Below are 18,196 nucleotides of genomic sequence, written 5' to 3'. Positions count from 1 at the left end.
ACGGCCGTCAGCGCGTCTTGCGCAGCCGGCGCCGACGGGCCAGCACCAAGGGTACGGCGAGCCCGACCCCGGCGAGCACCGGCTCCGGCCCGCCGAGCGCCTGCAGCGCGGGCTGCCCGAAGGTCTCCGGGATGTCGATGGAACCGAACCGGTTGAACGGCCACACGATCACGAACGCACGCCCGATGACCTGGCTCTCGGGGATGGAGCCGCCGCCCGGATCGCCGGTGTGGGAGCGCGAGTCGAGCGAGACCGAGCGGTGGTCGCCCATCACCCACAACCGCCCGGGCGGCACCGTGATGTCGAAGAACTCGTTGGAGGGCACGTCACCCGGGTAGAGGTAGCTCTTCTCGTCGATGGCCGTGCCGTTGACCGTGATGCGGCCCTTGGGGTCGCAACACTTGACGTGGTCGCCACCGACGCCGATGACCCGCTTGATGTAGTCCTTCTCGCCGGGCACGATGCCGAAGGCCGTGCCGACCCACCGGAAGAACCCCGCCACCGCGTTGGACGGCTCCTCGAGCTGGAACTCGCCGTCCCACGAGTCGACGCCGGAGAAGACCACCACGTCGCCGCGTTCGATGTCACGCGTGTGGTAGACGAGCTTGTTGACGAGGACCCTGTCGTTCTTCAACAGGGTGTTCTCCATCGACTCGGACGGAATGTAGAACGCCTGGACCACGAATGTCTTGATGATCAGCGCCAGCACCAGGGCCACCACGATGAGAACGGGGAGTTCTTTCCAGAACGAGCCCTTCTTCTCTTTGTTCTCGCCCTTGGCCGGCTTCTGCGTCTCTTCCGCGACCACGTCCACCTCGTCCTCGACAGGGCGGCGCGCCGCGCCGTGCTCCTGGTACTCGCTTGTCATCGCTGACGAGCCTAGATGATGCGCAGGCTCGACAACCCCCGACCGACGTTACACCCACCCCTGATTCCCTCCACATAAAGGGAACGGCCCTGTAAAGCGGAAAGGCCCGCGCATGGCGCGGGCCTTTCATGAGCACGGCTCGGATTACTTGGCGGCCGTGGTCTCGCGCTTCTCGCGGATGCGGGCGGCCTTGCCGCGCAGGTCGCGCATGTAGTAGAGCTTGGCGCGGCGGACGTCACCGCGGGTCACGAGGACGATCTTCTCGATGACCGGGCTGTGCACCGGGAAGGTGCGCTCCACACCGACGCCGTAGCTGACCTTGCGGACCGTGAAGGTCTCGCGGGCGCCGCTGCCCTGCCTGCGCAGCACGAAGCCCTTGAAGACCTGGATACGGGACCGGTTGCCTTCGACGACTCGGACGTGGACTTCGAGCGTGTCACCGGGGCGGAAGCCCGGCACGTCGCTGCGCAGGGTCGCCTTCTCGAGCTCCTGGATCTTCGTGTGCATGAGAGTCAATTCCTCAATGGTTCGCGAAGCAGGCGGAGGTCCACCCGGCCACGCCCCGAACGCGAGCGCGGCGACAGGAAGTGGACACGCTTGCTGTCTCCTGGGGGCCCGGGGTCGCTTTCCCGGGCATGCAACACCGACCGCATGATGGACGGCAGCGCTTCAGTTTGCCACATCTTTCGGGCTGACGCGAAATGACAGCTCTTCGAGCAGTTTCCTGTCGTGCTTGTCGAGCGTGTCGGGGTCGAGCTCCGCCGCCAGCTCAGGCCGGTTGCGTACGGTACGGCGGATCGCCTGCTCACGCCGCCACCGGGCGACATTTCCGTGATGTCCGGACAGCAGCACGGCCGGCACCTCATGCCCCCGCCACACGGGCGGCTTGGTGTAGACCGGCCCCTCGACCAGGTTGCGCATCGACCCGGGCGCGAACGAGTCGTCCACGGCCGACTGGGCGTTGCCCAGCACACCCGGCAGCAGCCGCCCGACGGCCTCCACGATGACCAGCACCGCGACCTCTCCCCCGGCCAGCACGTAGTCGCCGATGCTGACCTCGTCGACGCGCAGCCGTGCGGAGTATTCGTCCATCACGCGCGAGTCGATGCCCTCGTAGCGCCCGCAGGCGAACAGCAGCCACGGCTCCGCGGCCAGCTCCTGGGCCAGCTCCTGGGTGAAGGGCCGCCCGCTGGGCGTCGGCACGACGATCCGCGGGGATCCCCCGTCGATCACCGTGTCGATGGCCTCGCCCCACACCTCGGGCTTCATGACCATGCCGGGCCCGCCGCCGTACGGGGTGTCGTCGACGCTCTTGTGCACGTCGTGGGCCCAGTCGCGCAGCTGGTGCACGCGCACGTCGAGGGTGCCGCGCTCGCGGGCCTTGCCGATCAGTGAGACGTCGAGCGGCGCGAAGTACTCGGGGAAGATCGAGATGATGTCGAGCCGCATCACAGCAGCCCTTCCGGTGGATCGACCACCAGCCGCCCCGCCTCGACGTCGACCACGGGCACGAGGGTCTTGACGAACGGGATGAGCGCGTCGTCCTGCCCCTTGCGGCGCACCACGAGGAGGTCCTGGCCGTGGTGCAGGACGTCCTCCACCTCGCCGACCTGCTCGCCCGCGACGGTCTCGACCGTCAGCCCGACGAGCTGGTGGTCGTGGAACTCGTCGGGGTCGTCGAGCGGCGCCACCTCGGCCGAGTCGATGACCAGCATGGTGCCGCGCAACTCCTCGGCCGCGTCGCGGTCGGCGACGCCCTCGAAGGTCACCAGCAGCATGCCCTTGTGCCAGCGGCGCCCCTCGACGACGAGCGGCCCGCGCTCGGCGGGGTCGGTCGCGATCGAGATGCCCGGGGCGAAGCGCAGCTCGGGATCGTCGGTGCGCACCTCCACGGTCACGTCACCGCGTACCCCGTGTGGACGGCCTATCCGGCCGACGACCAGCTGCACGTGATCTGCCTTTCTCAACGCGAGCGCCCCCATCGGAACGAAGCCGATGAGGGCGCGCTTTTCCTGACGCTAACGGACTGCTTCGTGCAGATCGAGCAGGTCGACCCGCACGTATTTCCCGTCGGCCAGGGCGTTCACGACCGTGCGCAGCGCCTTGGCGGTGCGCCCGCCGCGTCCGATGACCTTGCCCAGGTCCTCGGGGTGCACCCGGACCTCCAGGACGCGCCCGCTGCGAATGCGGCGTGCGCGGACCCGGACATCGTCTGGATGTTCGACGATGCCCTTCACGAGGTGCTCGAGAGCCTCCTCGAGCACGTCAGGCCTCGCCCTCGGTCTTGGTCTCGGTGGTGACCTCGGCCTCGGCGTCGTCCTTCTTCTTGGCCTTCCTCGGCGTGGTGGCGGCCGTGCCGGTGTCGCCACCGGACAGGGTCTCCTTGGCCGCGGCCTCGTAGATGGCGTGACGGTCGGGCGCGGGCTCGGCGACCTTCAGGGGCGCCGGAGCCGGCTCGCCCTTGAACTTCTGCCAGTCACCGGTGAGCTTGAGCAGCTTGAGCACCGGCTCGGTCGGCTGCGCGCCGACACTGAGCCAGTAGGCCGCACGCTCGGCGTTGACCTCGATGCGCGAAGGGTCGTCCTTCGGGTGGTACAGGCCGATCTCCTCGATCGCCCGGCCGTCACGCTTGGTGCGGCTGTCGGCGACGACGATTCGGTACTGAGCATTGCGGATCATGCCGAGCCGCTTGAGCTTGATCTTGACTGCCACGGGTGTGGTCTCTCCTGCATTCGAGCGTGGGTGAACGGCATCTCGCCGAGTGGGGCACGACGGGACGACGCTCCAGGGACAGGCGCGTCCGGCGGGAGATGAGAGGGCACCCACCTGGTCACGATGTTCCAACATGTCATTCTGCCAGACCTACGGCACTGCCCACGACCTCGGACGGCAGCGGGCCGCAAAGGGCGGGGCAAGACCCGGTGACCGGCTGGTCACCGGGCGCGGTGCGTCACTTCTGGCCGGGCAGCTTCAGCTTGGACGGGTCGAAGCCGGGGGGCAGCTCGACGCCGGGCGGCAGCTTGCCGCCCAGGTTGCCCAGCACGCCGCCCTGCTTCGGCTCGGAAGGAGCGGTCTCCGCGTCGGCCTTGCCGAGCGCGGCCTTGCGCGGGTCGCCGCTGACGCGCCGCCCCTTCTTCCCCTTCTTCTGCGTCTTGGCCGCCTTGCCGCGGCCGCCCGGCATGCCGGGGATGCCCATGCCGCCCGCCATCCGCTTCATCATCTTCTGTGCCTCGAAGAAGCGGGTGACCAGGTTGTTCACGGCGCTGACCGTGACGCCGGAGCCGGCGGCGATGCGGGCGCGGCGCGAGCCGTTGATGATCTTGGGGTCCTGGCGCTCGCCGGGGGTCATCGAGCGGATGATGGCCGCGATGCGGTCGAGGTCGCGGTCGTCGATGGAGTTGATCTGGTCGCGCATCTGCCCCATGCCGGGCATCATGCCGAGCAGGTTCTTGATCGGCCCCATCTTCTGGACCATCATCATCTGCTCGAGGAAGTCTTCGAGCGTGAAGTTCTCGCCCGAGGTGAGCTTGCCCGCCATCTTGGCGGCCTGCTCTTCGTCGAACGTCTTCTGGGCCTGCTCGATCAGGGTGAGGATGTCACCCATGTCGAGGATGCGCGAGGCCATGCGGTCGGGGTGGAAGGCGTCGAAGTCTTCCAGCTTCTCGCCGGTCGACGCGAACATGATCGGCCGGCCGGTGATGTGGCGGACCGACAGCGCAGCGCCGCCGCGGGCGTCGCCGTCGAGCTTGGTCAGCACGACACCGTCGAAGCCGACGCCGTCCATGAACGCCTGAGCCGTGGTGACGGCGTCCTGGCCGATCATGGCGTCGACCACGAACAGGACCTCGTCGGGACGGACCGCGTCGCGGATGTCGGCGGCCTGCTGCATCATCTCCTGGTCGATGCCCAGGCGACCGGCGGTGTCGATGATGACGACGTCGTGCTGCAGGCGCCTGGCCTCGTCGATCGACCTGCGGGCCACCTCGATCGGGTCGCCGACGCCGTTGCCGGGCTCGGGCGCGTAGACCGCGACCCCGGCACGCTCGCCCACGACCTGGAGCTGCGTGACGGCGTTGGGGCGCTGCAGGTCGGCGGCGACGAGCATGGGCGCGTGGCCCTGCTCGCGCAGCCACTTCGCCAGCTTGCCGGCCAGCGTCGTCTTGCCCGCGCCCTGCAGACCCGCCAGCATGATGACCGTCGGCGGCGTCTTGGCCAGGCGGATCCGGCGCGTCTCGCCGCCGAGGATCTCGATCAGCTCGTCATTGACGATCTTGACGACCTGCTGCGCCGGGTTGAGCGCCTGCGAGACCTCGGAGCCCCTGGCGCGCTCCTTGACCTGCGCGACGAACGCCTTGACCACCGGGAGAGCGACATCGGCCTCCAGCAGGGCGATGCGGATCTCGCGGGTGGTGGCGTCGATGTCGGCATCGGACAGCCGGCCCTTGGACCGGAGGGAGGAGAAGACCGATGTCAACCGGTCGGAAAGCGTCTCGAACACGTGGTTGGCCAGTCCTCGAAGCGAATGTACGTCTAAGACTCCAGACTATCCGCTCTGCTAGCCGCTCCAGCCTGGCACGGCCATCCGGACCGTCAGCGCGTGTTCGACCAGCTGGATCAGCGCGTTCTTGACCGACTCCTTCGACCGGGCGTCCAGGCGCACCATCGGGATGTGAGGGGCGAGGGTGAGCGCGTCGCGCACTTCGGTGTCGTCGTGCAGGTACTGGCCGTCCCAGCCGTTGATGCCGACGACGAACGGCAGCTGCGCCTCTTCGAAGTAGTCGATGGCGGGAAAGCTGTCGGCCAGGCGGCGGGTGTCGACCAGGACGACCGCGCCGATGGCGCCGCGTACCAGGTCGTCCCACATGAACCAGAACCGGTGCTGCCCGGGCGTGCCGAACAGGTAGAGGATGAGGTCGCGGTCGAGCGAGACGCGGCCGAAGTCCATGGCGACGGTCGTGGTCGACTTCAGCGGCGTCATGCCGAGGTCGTCGATCCCCGCGGAGGCGTCCGTCATGACGGCCTCCGTGGTGAGCGGCATGATCTCCGACACCGCTCCGACGAACGTCGTCTTGCCCACGCCGAACCCGCCGGCGACCACGATCTTCGTCGAGGTCAAACCAGGGCTAGAGTCTGCGAAGTCCACTTAGCACCCTTTCCAGCAGGTTGACGTCGGGCCTCCCTGCATCGAGCTGCGGCTGATGCACCCGTACCAGGCCCTCGGCCGCCATATCCGCGATCAGAACACGCACCACGCCGAGCGGGATCCGCAGCAGGGCCGACACCTCGGCCACCGACCTGACCTGCAGGCAGAGCTGGCTGATCGCTTTGTACTCGGGCGTGATGTGGGAGAACTCCCGGTGCTCGGCGGTGGCCGAGGAGACCAGGGCCTCCATCGCCAGCTTGACCTTGGGCGCGGTCCGCCCGCCTGTGACGGCGTAGGGCCGTACCGGCGAGGCGGGGTCAGAGCTGGGGGGCTGCTGGCGTGGCGGCTCCCAGCCGCCACTGTTCCACGTCGGGTTCGTCACCTACATCACCTGGTCTGCGTGGCGCGCAGCTCGGCGCGCACCGCGGGAGTCAGCACCTGGCCGGCGCGATCGACCATCAGCGTCATCTGGTACGCCACCAGCCCCATGTCACAGTCGGGGGCCGCCAGCACCGCCAGGCACGAGCCGTCGCTGATCGACATGATCAGCATCAGCCCGCGCTGCATCTCCACGATCGTCTGGTTGACCGCACCACCCTCGAACACCCTGGCGGCGCCGTGTGTCAGGCTCACCAGCCCCGACGCGATCGCGGCCAGCTGATCGGCCCGGTCCGCCGGGAAACCCGCCGACGCCGCCAGCGGCAATCCGTCGGACGAGACGACCACCGCGTGCGCGACCCCCGGAACGGTACTGACGAAGTCGGTGATTAACCAGTCCACCCCGCGTGCCGCGTGGCTCAGGTCGTTCACGCGCCCTCCTCCCTACTGTCACTCCTGGGGCCGGACCCGTACGTCCTGCCCTCGCTGATGTCGTCGCGCGCTGCTCGGAAGCCCTGCTGGAAGCTCGACAGGCGGTTGCGCACCCGGTCCGGCGAGACCGCCGGCATCGGCGCGACGCCCTTCGGAGCCGAGACGGTGTCCGCCGAGCCGGGCACCAGGTTCGCCTTGGGCACCCGCTTGGGCAGGCCCGCCGCCGTCGATCCGTCACGCACCGGTTCCACGACCGCCTTCGCCGCGCTCCAGCCCGCGTCCGCCTTCGACGAACCCCAGGTGGCGTTGGGCTCCACGCCGTGTTCGAACCAGGCGGACTCCACCGAGGCGAAGATCGGCAGGTATTCGTCGCCGGTCGCCGCCGGCGTGACCGCGGGCATGGGGCCCGTCACGGCGGACTCGGTCTCGGGGAAGTCGAAGCGGTTGCGTGCGGGCGGCACCGGCGGCTGCTCCGGGGGCCGCATCCAGGGGCTGGTCTCGTCGGAGACGCCGCCGCGCGTGGGCAGCCCGGTGTCGCCGGCGGCCGGGCCGCGGGCGGAGACCCACACGTCGTTGGCCGAGTCGGAGGTCGTCCAGCTGTTCCCGCCGGTCGACTCGCCGCCGGACCAGGCGGGCGTCGACGGCCAGGAGCCGCTCGGCGGGAGGGCGTCCGTCGACGGGTACGACGGATACGACGGGTGGCCGGGGCCGAGCTGGAAGCCCGAGGCGGGCCAGGGGGTCGCGGCCGGAGCCGGCGTCGGAGCCGGCGCGCTGAACGCCCCCTCCCGCATGGCGTTTCCCGCCGCGCCGGAGCCGGCGAAGGACGGGGCCTGAGTGCCGAGCAACGACTCGGGGATGAGGACCATGGCGGTCAGGCCACCGGAGCCGTGCGGGCGCAGCTGCACCCGGATGCCGTGCCGGTGCGCCAGCCTGGCGACCACGAACAGGCCCATGCGGCGGGAGACGGAGACGTCCACGGCGGCCGAGCCGGCCAGGCGTTCGTTGGCCTGGGCCAGCTCCTCCTGCGTCATGCCGATGCCGGCGTCGGTGATGGAGAGCATGATGCCGCCGCCGTCGATCCGGCTGCCGGAGACCGGGACCCTGGTCTCGCGCGGGGAGAACGACAGGGCGTTCTCGACCACCTCGGCGAGCAGGTGGATGACGTCGTTGACGGCCTGGCCGGCGATCGAGACGCCTTCCGGCACCTCCAGCACGACCCGTTCGTAGTTCTCGACCTCCGACAGCGAGGCGCGGGCGACGTCGACCAGCTTGACCGGCTGGCTCCAGCGGCGCGGGGGCTCCTGGCCGGCGAGGACCAGCAGGTTCTCGCTGTTGCGGCGCATGCGGGTGGCCAGGTGGTCGAGCTTGAACAGGTTCGCCAGCCGCTGCTCGTCCTGCTCGCCCTGCTCCAGGCCGTCGATCAGGGTGATCTGCCGCTCGACCAGCGTCTGGCTGCGCCGCGACAGGTTCACGAACATCGCGTTGACGTTGCTGCGGAGCCTGGACTCCTCACCGGCCAGGCGGACGGCCTCGCGGTGGACCTCGTCGAAGGCCCGCGCGACTTCACCGATCTCGTCCCTGGAGTTGACGTCGATGGGCGGCACCTGCAGTTGTTCGGGCGATACGTCTGTGGTGCGCAGCTGGCGGACCAGGTCGGGCAGCGTCTGACCGGCGATCTTCAGGGCGTCGCCGCGCAGGCGGCGCAGGGGGCGTACGAGCGAGCTCGCCATGAGAGCGGTGATCGCGAGCACCAGGAGCAGCAGCAGGACCACGACACCGATGTTGACGGCGGCCAGCTGCCGGTCGCCGCTGGCGACGTCGGCGCTTCGGGTGGCCACCTGGTCCGACAGTGCCTTCTGTACCTGGTGCAGCTTGTCGACGGTGTCGGTGATCGACTCGAACCAGCGGTCGGCGTCCCTGGCGGTGGCGTTGTCGAGCCTGCGCAGCGACTGACCGTTGTTGTGCAGCATCACCGCGCGGCTGATGTAGAACTCGGCGCGGCCGATCTTCTGGCTGGCGACCGTGTTGTCGTGGAACTGGCGCTGCGGCGCCGTGGCCACCGCGTTGAACGCCGTCCGTTCGCTCTCGCGGCGGGCGCGGGCGTCGAGGAAGGCGTCGAACTCCGGCTGCTCGAAGGTGCCGCGGACCAGCGCGATCGTCAGCAGCGCCCGCTGCTTGGACGCCTCCTCCTCCGCGCGGGCGATCGAGCGCAGCGCGGCGGCGGTGGCGTTGATCTGCTCGTCCGTGGAGCCCTGGGCCAGCTCGTCGTACAGCTGCAGCATGTCGGCGATGACCTCGGAGTACTTCTCCACCGTCGGCAGCGGCGGCAGCTGCGAGCCGTCGACGGTCAGTCTCAGCGACTTGAGCTGGCTGAGGCGGACCTCGATACGGTCCAAGATCCTGCGGCCCAGGTCGGTGAGCGCCGGCTCGGCGGCCCGCGCCGCGTCCAGGGTGCGGGCGACGCTCGCGTCCACGACGCCCTGCTGGCTTGCGAGCTTCTCCTTCTCGGCGGGGCGCCGGTCGGAGACGACGAAGCGGCCGGCCAGGTCGCGTTCGAGGCCGAGGTCGCGCGAGAGGTCGCCGAGCTGGGCGACCAGGGTGCCGACCTCGCCGATGACCTGGTACTGCTGTGCGCTGCCGATCGAGGTGGTGACACGCAGCGCGCCCAGGATCACGGCCACGAGCGTGGGGATGGCGATGAGGGCGATGAGACGAGTACGCACACGCCAGTTGCGAAGTGCGAACGGGCTGCCCGATCGGGGGGACTGCGCCTGAGGCGGTTCACCGCCCGTAGCCGGTTCCGGTAGAGCCGGAGCGCTCCCACGACCGGGACCGGTCGTTGTTGTCGTCACTGGTGGCAACCTCTCGCCATGGCCTGCTTGTGGGGGGATCTCAGCGGCTTCGTCACACGGACGAGTGATCGCAGGCAAGTTCGGGCCCAATTTGAGCACAAACCTCATAGTTAGGCCAACGTCTCTGTAGTTTTCAACCGTTCCAACTCACACATTGTTCACGTGGCGAGCTTGCGAACACGGAGCGCTACCAAAAGCCCATCAAATACGGACATTAAGCCATTAAGTGTGCTTCAGCCATATATTTATATCGATAGAGGGGCGAGAGCATATTTTGCAGATAAAGCGCATAAACGTGGCATAGCGCTCCCGCGCGGTTCTCCCCTCCGGTACGCTTCACGCCCGGCATCTGGTGCCGATCTCCCATAGCTTCCCCTGGTAGGAGAACCCCCCAATGACTGGCAAACTGCGCTGTCGCGCCATTGCTGTCGGCGTCACAGTCGCTCTGGCCCTTACCGGCTGCGGTGCCTCCGACGACACCGCGTCAACGGCCGGCAACAGCAATGGCCTGGAGAAGACGACCATCAAGGTCGGACATCTGCCCATTCCGGACCCCGTGGGCATCTATATCGCCCAGACCAAGGGCTTCTTCAAGGAAGAGGGCCTGACGGTAGAGCCCGAGATCATCACGGGTGGCGCCGCCGCCATCCCGCAGATCGAGAACGGCGCGCTCGACATCGCGCAGACGAACTACGTCTCGACGTTCGTCGCCGTCGAGCAGGGCAAGAAGATCAAGCTGATCGCCGACATGTACCAGGCGGCTCCGAACACCTTCAACATCATGGTGCCGAAGGACTCGCCCATCAAGACGGTCGCCGACCTCAAGGGCAAGACCGTTCTGGTGAACAACCTCAACAACATCGGCCAACTCGCGGTGACCACGCAGCTCAAGGTGGCCGGCCTCACGGCCGAAGACGTCAAGTTCGTCGAGAAGCCGTTCCCGGACATGGGCAACGCGATCAACAGCGGGCAGGCCGACGCCGGCTGGCTCACCGAGCCGTTCATCACGGCCACCCAGAGCCAGCTCGGCTTCCGCAAGCTGGCCGACACGATGACCGGCCAGACCGCGGACTTCCCCATCGCCGGCTGGATGGTCTCCGACGAGTGGGCGGCCAAGAACCCCAAGACGATGGCCGCGTTCCAGCGGGCCATCGCCAAGGCGCAGGCGCTCGCCTCGGGCGACCGCAAGGAGATCGAGACGGCGCTGCCGACGTACACCGCGATCAAGGCCGACGTGGCCTCGGTGATCACGCTGGGCGTCTACCCCAGTGAGCTCAGCGCGAACCGGCTGCAGAAGGTCGCCGACGTGATGCTCGAGTACGGCTACCTGAAGAACGCGATCGACGTGAACTCGATCATCGTGTCCCCCCCGAGTCAATGAGATGAGCAAGGCACGACTACTCCGCGGCGCCCTCGGCGTCGCGGGGTTCCTCATTCTCGGGGAGCTGGTCATCCGCTTCGGCATCAGCGAAGACCTGCTCTTCCCCCCTCCTTCGGTGATCCTGTACGAGGCCGTCCTCCAGCCGGCCGACCCCGACTTCCTGGCCGGCGTCGGCGCGACCGTCATGAACTGGATGCTCGGCCTGCTCGTCGCGACCGCGATAGCCGTGCCGCTGGGCGTGCTGCTCGGGGCGCTGCCCCCGGTCGAGCGCGTGGTCAGGCCCCTGCTGGAGTTCCTGCGGCCGATCCCCTCGGTGGCGATCATCCCGCTGGCCATCCTGCTGATCTCGGTGGACGAGATGATGAAGATCTCCGTCATCGTGTACGCCTCGGTCTGGCCGATCCTCATCAACACCATCTACGGCATGCAGGACGTCGACCCGCTGGCCAAGGAGTCGCTGCGCAGCTTCGGCTTCGGCCCGTCGGCGGTGCTGGCCAGGGTGTCGCTGCCCAGCGCGGCGCCGTTCGTCGCGACGGGCGTCAGGATCGCCGCGGGCACCGCGCTCGTCCTGGCGGTCAGCGCCGAGCTGATGGCCGGCGGCGCCGACGGCATCGGCGTCTACGTCAACGTGGCCAGCAGCGGCAACCGGGTGGACCTCATGATGGCGGCCACGCTGTGGGCCGGCGTGCTGGGTCTGCTGGTCAACATGTTGCTGCTGACCGGCGAACGCCGGCTCTTCCACTGGCACCAGGTACGGACGGGAGCGTCGGAGTCGTGAGATCCATCTCCAGGTTCTGGCTGGTCCCGGTGGTGCTCTGCGTCTGGGAGCTCATCGGCTACGTGACCCAGGACACCGATTTCCCGCCGCCCTCGACGATCGTCGTCCGCATGTACGAGCTGTGGTTCTCCGGCCCCGTCAGCCGGGTGTTCCTCACCGACGACGCGATCGACAACATCCTGCCCAGCCTCGGCCGCATGTTCAGCGGCTGGATCCTGGCCGCCCTGATCGGGATCCTGCTCGGCGTGCTGCTCGGGCGCTCGCGGGCGGCGTCCGACTTCGTGAACCCGCTGCTCGAGTTCGGCCGTGCCGTCCCGCCGCCGCTGCTGGTACCGGTCTTCGTCGTGGTGCTGCAGGCGGTGCTGGCCACGCAGCTGGCCACGATCGTGTTCGGCGTGATCTGGCCGGTGCTGCTCAACACGATCGACGGAGTGAAGGCGGTGGACCGTACTTATCTGGATACGGCCACGGTCTTCAACCTGAGCAAGGCGCAGCGCCTGCGCGTCGTCATCCTGCCCGCCGCCTCGCCGAAGATCTTCGCGGGGCTGCGGCTGAGCCTGTCGCTGGCGCTGATCCTCATGGTGATCAGCGAGCTGTTCGGCGGCGGCAGCGACGGCATCGGCTACCAGCTGCTGGTGGCGCAACGCAGCTTCGACGGCGCGGGCGTGTGGGCGCCGATCGTGTTGCTCGGCATCCTCGGCTACCTCGTCAACTCCCTGTTCGTGCTGGCGGAGCGCCGGGTGCTCGTCTGGCACCGGCAGGCCACCCGCAACCCCTGAAGTCTTGTTGGAAAGGGACGAAGAACTTACATGTCTGAGCTGCTCTGGGGAGCCGTCGGAGACCTCTCCCGCTTCGCCGCCCTGCTGACCATGGCGGAGCTGGGGCTGGCCGACCATCTCGCGGACGGACCTCTGGAGATCACTGAGCTGGCGGAACGCTCCGGCTCCGACGCCCCCGCGCTCCGGCGGGTCATGCGCGAGCTGGCCGGCATGGGCCTGGTCAGGAAGGCCGGGCCCGGGACGTACGAGCTGACCGAGAAGGGCGCGCCCATGCGCTCGGACGCGCCAGGTCACGTGCGCTCCTCGATCCGCATGCTCGGCGAGGAGAGCTTCTGGTACGCCATCGGCTCGCTGCCCACCACCGTGCGCGAGGGCGGCTCGGCCTTCGTCAAGCGTTACGGGCACCTGTACGACCACCTCGCCGCCAACCCGGCGGTGAGCGCCCTGTTCGACGACTACATGACGGCCCGGGCCCTGCCCTTCACCGAGGGCCTGACCGAGCGGTACGCGTTCCCCGCCACCGCGACCATGGTGGACGTGGCCGGCGGCAAGGGCCACATCCTGGCCACGGTCCTGCGGGCCAACCCGGGTATGCGGGGCATCCTGTTCGACCTGGAGCACGTGACGGGGCACGCCAGGCGGGCGCTGGAGGAGGAGGGCCTGGCGGATCGGTCGGAGGTCGTCGCCGGGGACTTCTTCACCGGGGTTCCGTCCGGCGGTGACATCTACCTGCTGGCCAGCGTTCTGCACAACTGGGACGACGACGACGCCCTGCGCATCCTGCGCAACGTCCGCGCGGCCATGAAGCCGGACGGGCGGGTGCTGGTGCTGGAGACGGTGCTGCCGGAGGACGAGGAGGCGCACCTGGGCAACGACCTCGACCTGCGCATGCTGGCGATCTTCAACGGCGGCGCCGAGCGCGACCGGGGCGAGTACGCGGCCCTGTTCGAACAGGCCGGACTCGCGCTCAGCGAGGTCATGACGCTCGGCGCGGGCGCGAGCCTCATCGAGGCCCGGCCCCGCTAGGCGCCCCAGCCCGGCACGGCCATCCGGACGGAGAGCGCGTGTTCCACCAGGTGGATGAGCGTGTTCTTCACCGAGTCCTTGGACCGGGCGTCCAGACGCATCATCGGGATGTGCGGCGCCAGGGTCAGGGCGTCGCGCACCTCGGTGTCGCTGTGGGGATATTTGCCGTCCCAGCCGTTGATGCCGACGACGAACGGCAGCTGCGCCTCCTCGAAGTAGTCGATGGCCGGGAAGCTGTCGGCCAGACGGCGCGTGTCGACCAGCACGACCGCGCCGATGGCGCCGCGTACCAGGTCGTCCCACATGAACCAGAACCGATGCTGTCCCGGTGTGCCGAACAGGTAGAGGATGAGGTCGCGGTCGAGCGAGACGCGGCCGAAGTCCATGGCGACGGTCGTGGTCGACTTCAGCGGCGTCATGCCCAGATCGTCGATGCCGGCGGAGGCGTCCGTCATGACCGCCTCCGTCGTCAACGGCATGATCTCCGACACCGCTCCGACGAACGTCGTCTTGCCCACCCCGAAGCCTCCCGCCACGACGATCTTCGTCGAGGTGAGACCGGGGCTAGAGCCTGCGAAGTCCACTTAGCACCCTTTCGAGCAGATTGACGTCCGGCCGCCCGGCGTCCAGTTGTGGCTGGTGCACGCGGACCAGACCTTCGGCGGCCATGTCGGCGATCAGCACGCGCACCACGCCGAGCGGGATCCGCAGCAGGGCCGACACCTCGGCCACCGACCGCACCTGCCGGCACAGTTGGCTGATCGCCTGGTACTCCGGCGTGATATGCGAGAACTCCCGCTGCTCGGCGGTCGCCGAGGACACGAGGGCCTCCATCGCCAGCTTGACCCGCGGCGCCGTCCGTCCACCTGTCACCGCGTAGGGACGGACGGGCGAGGCGGGGTCGGGCAGCTGCGACTGGGGCTGGGGCGCAGGCTCGGGCTGAGACTGTGGCTGATGCTGGGGCGCCCAACCGCCGCTGTTCCATCTAGGGTCCGTCACCTACATCACCTGGTCTGGCTGGCGCGCAACTCGGCCCGCACAGCCGGAGTCAGCACCTGGCCGGCGCGTTCCACCATCAGCGTCATCTGGTACGCCACCAGCCCCATGTCACAGTCGGGGGCCGCCAGCACCGCCAGGCACGAGCCGTCGCTGATCGACATGATCAGCATCAGCCCGCGCTGCATCTCCACGATCGTCTGGTTGACCGCACCACCCTCGAACACCCTGGCCGCACCCTGCGTCAGGCTCACCAGCCCCGACGCGATCGCGGCCAGCTGATCGGCCCGGTCCGCCGGAAAGCCCGCCGACGCCGCCAGCGGCAGCCCGTCCGACGAGACGACCACGGCGTGCGCCACGCCGGGGACCGTGCTGACGAAGTCGGTGATGAGCCAGTCGACACCGCGTGCGGCGTGGCTCAGGTCGTTCATGCGCCCTCCTCTCTGTCACTGTCGTTCGGGTCACTGTCGTTCGGGTCACTGTTGTTCGGTCACTGTTGTTCGCGGTCACTGTTGTTCAGGCCGGGACGGCTCGGGGGGCCGGAAGAGAACGCCTTGCCCTCGGTGATGTCGTCGCGCGCCGCCCGGAAGCCCTGCTGGAAGCTCGACAGGCGGTTGCGCACCCGGTCCGGCGAGACCGCCGGCATCGGTGTCACGCCCTTGGGGGACGACGAGGTGTCCGCCGAGCCGGGCACCAGGTTGGCCTTGGGCACCCGTTTGGGCAGGCCCGAGGCCGTCGATCCGTCGCGTACCGGCTCCACTGCCGCCTCCGCAGCGCTCCAGCCCGCGTCCGCCTTGGAGGAGCCCCAGCTCGCGCCGTCGCTGTTGCGCCCGAACCAGGCGGACTCCACGGCGGCGAAGATCGGCAGGTAGTCGTCGCCGGCGGACGCGGGCGGTACCGCCGGTATGGGGCCCGTGGCGCCGGCGTCGGGGTCGGTGAACTCGAACCCCGGCCGCTGCGGCGGCATGGTGTCCTTGCCCCAGCCGCCGGGCGGCGGCTCGGGCACAGGTCGTCTGGGCAGGCCGGAGCCGCCGTTCCACGAAGGTCCGCGAGGCGGCGACCAGACGTCGGCGGGCTCGAACGCGGCGCCGGGCGGCTCGGCCGGCCAGCCGCCGGGGTCCCCGCGCCACGGCGGAGTCCCCCAGCCGCCTCCGTCGGGGTTGGACGGGAACGACGGGTGGCCGGGGCCGATCGTCAGCGGAGGAGGGACGTCCGTGACCGGCGGCGCAGGATGCGGCCCCGAGTACGGCTCGTCCCTGGGCCCGCCGCCCGCCGCCCCGGCGAAGGCCGGCGGCTGACCTGCGTACGGCCCCCCACCGGACGGCCCGCCCGGCATGCCGCCTGACAGGCCGCCCGACATGCCGCCCGGCATCCCGGACGGCAGCGCGGGCGGCTCGTGCCCGGCGAACGACGGCGGCTGGTTGCCCGAGAACGACGGCATCCCGGTCAGCGGGGAAGCCTGGGAGCCCAGCATGTTCTCCGGGATCAGCACCATCGCGGTCAGCCCACCGGAGCTGTGCGGGCGCAGCTGTACCCGGATGCCGTGCCGGTGCGCCAGCCTGGCGACCACGAACAGGCCCATCCGCCGCGACACCGACACGTCCACGTCGGGGGCGTCGGTCAGCCGTTCGTTGGCCTGGGCCAGCTCCTCCTGCGTCATGCCGATGCCGGAGTCGGTGATCGACAGCATCACGCCGCCGCCGTCGATCCGGCTGCCCGAGACGGTCACCCTGGTCTCGCGTGGGGAGAACGACAGGGCGTTCTCGACCAGCTCGGCGAGCAGGTGGATGACGTCGTTGACGGCCTGGCCGGCCACCGACACCCCGTCGGGCACCTGGAGGACGACGCGCTCGTAGTTCTCCACCTCCGACAGCGAGGCGCGGGCGACGTCGACCAGCTTGACCGGCTGGCTCCAGCGGCGCGGCGGGTCCTGGCCGGCCAGCACCAGCAGGTTCTCGCTGTTGCGGCGCATGCGGGTGGCCAGGTGGTCCAGCTTGAACAGGTGGCCGAGCCGCTGCTCGTCCTGCTCGCCCTGCTCCAGGCCGTCGATCAGGGTGATCTGCCGCTCGACCAGCGTCTGGCTGCGCCGCGACAGGTTCACGAACATCGCGTTGACGTTGCTGCGCAGGCGCGCCTCCTCGCCCGCCAGCCGTACCGCCTCGCGGTGCACCTCGTCGAAGGCGCGGGCGACCTCGCCGATCTCGTCATGGGTGTCCACGCTGATCGGGATGACGGGGCCGACCTCGCCGTCGCCGCTCTCGCGCAGTTGCCGTACGGTCTCCGGCAGGCGCTTGCCGGCGATGTCGAGGGCCTCGCCGCGCAGCCTGCGCAGCGGCCGGATGAGCGAGCGGGCGATGAGCGAGATGATCGCGGTCACCACGACCAGCAGGAGGAGGATCAGACCGCCGGAGATCATGGCCGAGCGGTTGGCGCCCTCCTCCAGGGCTCGGGCGCGCAGGATGACGGAGGAGGACAGCTCCTTCTCCACGCTGCGCAGCGCGTCGATCTTGCCGGTGCTGACCTCGACCCACGTGGTGACGTCCTGGTCGGGCCGGACGCCGATGCTCAGCTCCTTGCCCTCCTCCGACTGCGCCATGGCCCGCAGCCGGAACAGGTCGGTCTGGTCGACGTCGCGGCCGACGACCGTGTTGCGGTAGAGCTCCAGCTGGTCGAGGGTGGCGAGGGTGGCGAACAGCGTCTCCTCGCTCTCCTCACGCGACTTGGCGTCGGTGAGGGCGTCGAGCTCGCCGCTGTCGAAGCCGCGTTTGTCCAGCGCGCTGGCGAGAATGCCGCGCTGCTTGGACGCCTGTTCCTTGGCGCGGGCGATGGCGGCCACCGCGCTCGCGCTGTCGGCCACCTCGTCGTCCACCGCCACCTGACCGACCTGGTCGTGGAACTGCAGCAGCGCCGCGATGATCTGCGAGTACTTCTGGATCGTCGGCAGCGGCTGGATCTTGCCGTTGACGGCCGTCTCCCGCAGCGTCGGCACCTCCTCCAGGCGGCGCAGCACCGGGCGCACGGCTTCCGCGTGGGTGTCGGAGAGCGCGCGGGCCTGCTGCTGGGCCTCCTCGATGAGGCCGTTGACACGGCTGTAGGTGGTGCGCAGCTGGGCCTCGCGGTTCTCCGGCCGGCCCTGGGCGATGTAGAGGGCCGTCTCGTCGCGTTCGAAGCCCAGCTCGTGGGTGACGGCGCCGATCTGCTCGCTGAGCTCGGCGACCTCTCTGAGGTTCTGGTACGTGTGGGCGTCGTTGAGCGAGGTGACGACGTTCAGCCCGCCCAGACCGACGGCGACGGCCGTAGGAACGACGATCAGCGCGATGAGGCGCGACCGCACGTGCCAGTTGCCCAGTGCGAACCTGCGCGCGGACGGTTTGGGCGGCCGTCGCTTCTGATGGCCGTGCGGCTCGCGGTCAGCGGAAGCTTCAGCGCTCTGCGTTCTCACTTGCCTTCGCAACCTCTCGCCCCGGAGGGGAATTCTCGGGTGACCGTGCAGGTAAATGCAGGTGGGGCAATATCTCGTTCGAGACAAGCGCCATTTGAGCACACGGGCCGACAAGCACCAA

19 protein-coding genes are annotated in these 18,196 nt (G+C 69.3%); 4 read left to right on the top strand and 15 right to left on the bottom strand.

Features of this window, described 5'->3' with window-relative positions; all coding sequences use genetic code 11:
- Positions 1-7: 7 nt before the first annotated feature.
- The 11 genes from lepB to ACIBP6_RS37695 form a co-directional block, all read right to left on the bottom strand.
- Positions 8-868 (bottom strand): signal peptidase I, encoded by an 861-nt coding sequence (gene lepB / locus ACIBP6_RS37745; protein WP_397058804.1) that lies wholly within the window; start codon positions 866-868, stop codon positions 8-10.
- Positions 869-1,012: 144 nt separating this feature from the next.
- Positions 1,013-1,375 carry a 50S ribosomal protein L19 gene (gene rplS, locus ACIBP6_RS37740; RefSeq protein WP_111179459.1) on the bottom strand — a complete coding sequence of 121 codons (363 nt, stop codon included), beginning with the start codon at positions 1,373-1,375 and terminating at the stop codon, positions 1,013-1,015.
- A gap of 162 nt (positions 1,376-1,537) precedes the next feature.
- Positions 1,538-2,317 (bottom strand): tRNA (guanosine(37)-N1)-methyltransferase TrmD, encoded by a 780-nt coding sequence (gene trmD, locus ACIBP6_RS37735; RefSeq protein WP_397058802.1) that lies wholly within the window; start codon positions 2,315-2,317, stop codon positions 1,538-1,540.
- On the bottom strand, positions 2,317-2,817 hold the full coding sequence (gene rimM / locus ACIBP6_RS37730) for a ribosome maturation factor RimM (RefSeq protein ID WP_397058800.1): 501 nt from the start codon (positions 2,815-2,817) through the stop codon (positions 2,317-2,319). The genes trmD and rimM overlap by 1 nt, the downstream gene beginning before the upstream one ends.
- Before the next feature lie 69 nt (positions 2,818-2,886).
- On the bottom strand, positions 2,887-3,132 hold the full coding sequence (locus ACIBP6_RS37725) for an RNA-binding protein (protein WP_043634919.1): 246 nt from the start codon (positions 3,130-3,132) through the stop codon (positions 2,887-2,889).
- 1 nt (position 3,133) lies between these two features.
- On the bottom strand, positions 3,134-3,580 hold the full coding sequence (rpsP, locus tag ACIBP6_RS37720) for a 30S ribosomal protein S16 (protein ID WP_397058798.1): 447 nt from the start codon (positions 3,578-3,580) through the stop codon (positions 3,134-3,136).
- 238 nt (positions 3,581-3,818) lie between these two features.
- A complete protein-coding gene (gene ffh / locus ACIBP6_RS37715; protein WP_132621526.1) occupies positions 3,819-5,366 on the bottom strand; it encodes a signal recognition particle protein in 1,548 nt (515 codons plus the stop codon).
- Positions 5,367-5,423: 57 nt separating this feature from the next.
- Positions 5,424-5,984, bottom strand: a complete 561-nt coding sequence (locus tag ACIBP6_RS37710; RefSeq protein ID WP_132621528.1) for a GTP-binding protein — start codon at positions 5,982-5,984, stop codon at positions 5,424-5,426.
- Positions 5,985-5,991: 7 nt separating this feature from the next.
- Positions 5,992-6,393: a DUF742 domain-containing protein gene (locus ACIBP6_RS37705; RefSeq protein WP_397058795.1), complete on the bottom strand. Its 402-nt coding sequence runs from the start codon at positions 6,391-6,393 to the stop codon at positions 5,992-5,994.
- A 5-nt stretch (positions 6,394-6,398) separates the two neighbouring features.
- Positions 6,399-6,821, bottom strand: coding sequence for a roadblock/LC7 domain-containing protein (locus ACIBP6_RS37700; protein ID WP_397058793.1), 423 nt, complete (start codon positions 6,819-6,821; stop codon positions 6,399-6,401).
- Positions 6,818-9,544: a sensor histidine kinase gene (locus ACIBP6_RS37695; protein ID WP_397058791.1), complete on the bottom strand. Its 2,727-nt coding sequence runs from the start codon at positions 9,542-9,544 to the stop codon at positions 6,818-6,820. The genes ACIBP6_RS37700 and ACIBP6_RS37695 overlap by 4 nt, the downstream gene beginning before the upstream one ends.
- Before the next feature lie 523 nt (positions 9,545-10,067).
- On the opposite strand from ACIBP6_RS37695, the gene ACIBP6_RS37690 reads away from it, so the two are divergent.
- The 4 genes from ACIBP6_RS37690 to ACIBP6_RS37675 are packed head-to-tail and all read left to right on the top strand — an operon-like array spanning position 10,068 to position 13,637.
- Positions 10,068-11,054 carry an ABC transporter substrate-binding protein gene (locus tag ACIBP6_RS37690; protein WP_397058789.1) on the top strand — a complete coding sequence of 329 codons (987 nt, stop codon included), beginning with the start codon at positions 10,068-10,070 and terminating at the stop codon, positions 11,052-11,054.
- 1 nt (position 11,055) lies between these two features.
- Entirely contained in the window at positions 11,056-11,832 is a 777-nt protein-coding gene (locus ACIBP6_RS37685; RefSeq protein WP_397058788.1) for an ABC transporter permease, read from the top strand.
- The gene (locus ACIBP6_RS37680) at positions 11,829-12,611 is read left to right on the top strand and encodes an ABC transporter permease (protein ID WP_397058786.1); all 783 of its coding nucleotides are present in this window, start codon (positions 11,829-11,831) and stop codon (positions 12,609-12,611) included. The genes ACIBP6_RS37685 and ACIBP6_RS37680 overlap by 4 nt, the downstream gene beginning before the upstream one ends.
- A gap of 30 nt (positions 12,612-12,641) precedes the next feature.
- Positions 12,642-13,637 (top strand): methyltransferase, encoded by a 996-nt coding sequence (locus ACIBP6_RS37675; protein ID WP_397058784.1) that lies wholly within the window; start codon positions 12,642-12,644, stop codon positions 13,635-13,637.
- Here ACIBP6_RS37675 and ACIBP6_RS37670 read toward each other — a convergent pair.
- The 4 genes from ACIBP6_RS37670 to ACIBP6_RS37655 form a co-directional block, all read right to left on the bottom strand.
- Positions 13,634-14,221, bottom strand: a complete 588-nt coding sequence (locus ACIBP6_RS37670) for a GTP-binding protein (protein ID WP_397058782.1) — start codon at positions 14,219-14,221, stop codon at positions 13,634-13,636. The two genes, ACIBP6_RS37675 and ACIBP6_RS37670, sit on opposite strands and share 4 nt — an antisense overlap.
- Positions 14,202-14,546, bottom strand: a complete 345-nt coding sequence (locus ACIBP6_RS37665; protein ID WP_132613819.1) for a DUF742 domain-containing protein — start codon at positions 14,544-14,546, stop codon at positions 14,202-14,204. Before ACIBP6_RS37665 ends, ACIBP6_RS37670 begins: the two co-directional genes overlap by 20 nt.
- A 95-nt stretch (positions 14,547-14,641) precedes the next feature.
- Positions 14,642-15,064, bottom strand: coding sequence for a roadblock/LC7 domain-containing protein (locus tag ACIBP6_RS37660; RefSeq protein WP_111179471.1), 423 nt, complete (start codon positions 15,062-15,064; stop codon positions 14,642-14,644).
- 59 nt (positions 15,065-15,123) lie between these two features.
- Complete coding sequence (locus tag ACIBP6_RS37655; protein WP_397058780.1) at positions 15,124-17,967, bottom strand: nitrate- and nitrite sensing domain-containing protein; 2,844 nt, start codon at positions 17,965-17,967, stop codon at positions 15,124-15,126.
- Positions 17,968-18,196 lie beyond the last annotated feature (229 nt).

It is taken from the genome of Nonomuraea terrae (assembly GCF_044465245.1).
GTDB classification, from domain to species: domain Bacteria; phylum Actinomycetota; class Actinomycetes; order Streptosporangiales; family Streptosporangiaceae; genus Nonomuraea; species Nonomuraea terrae.
This window is presented reverse-complemented; position numbering and strand designations above follow the sequence as displayed.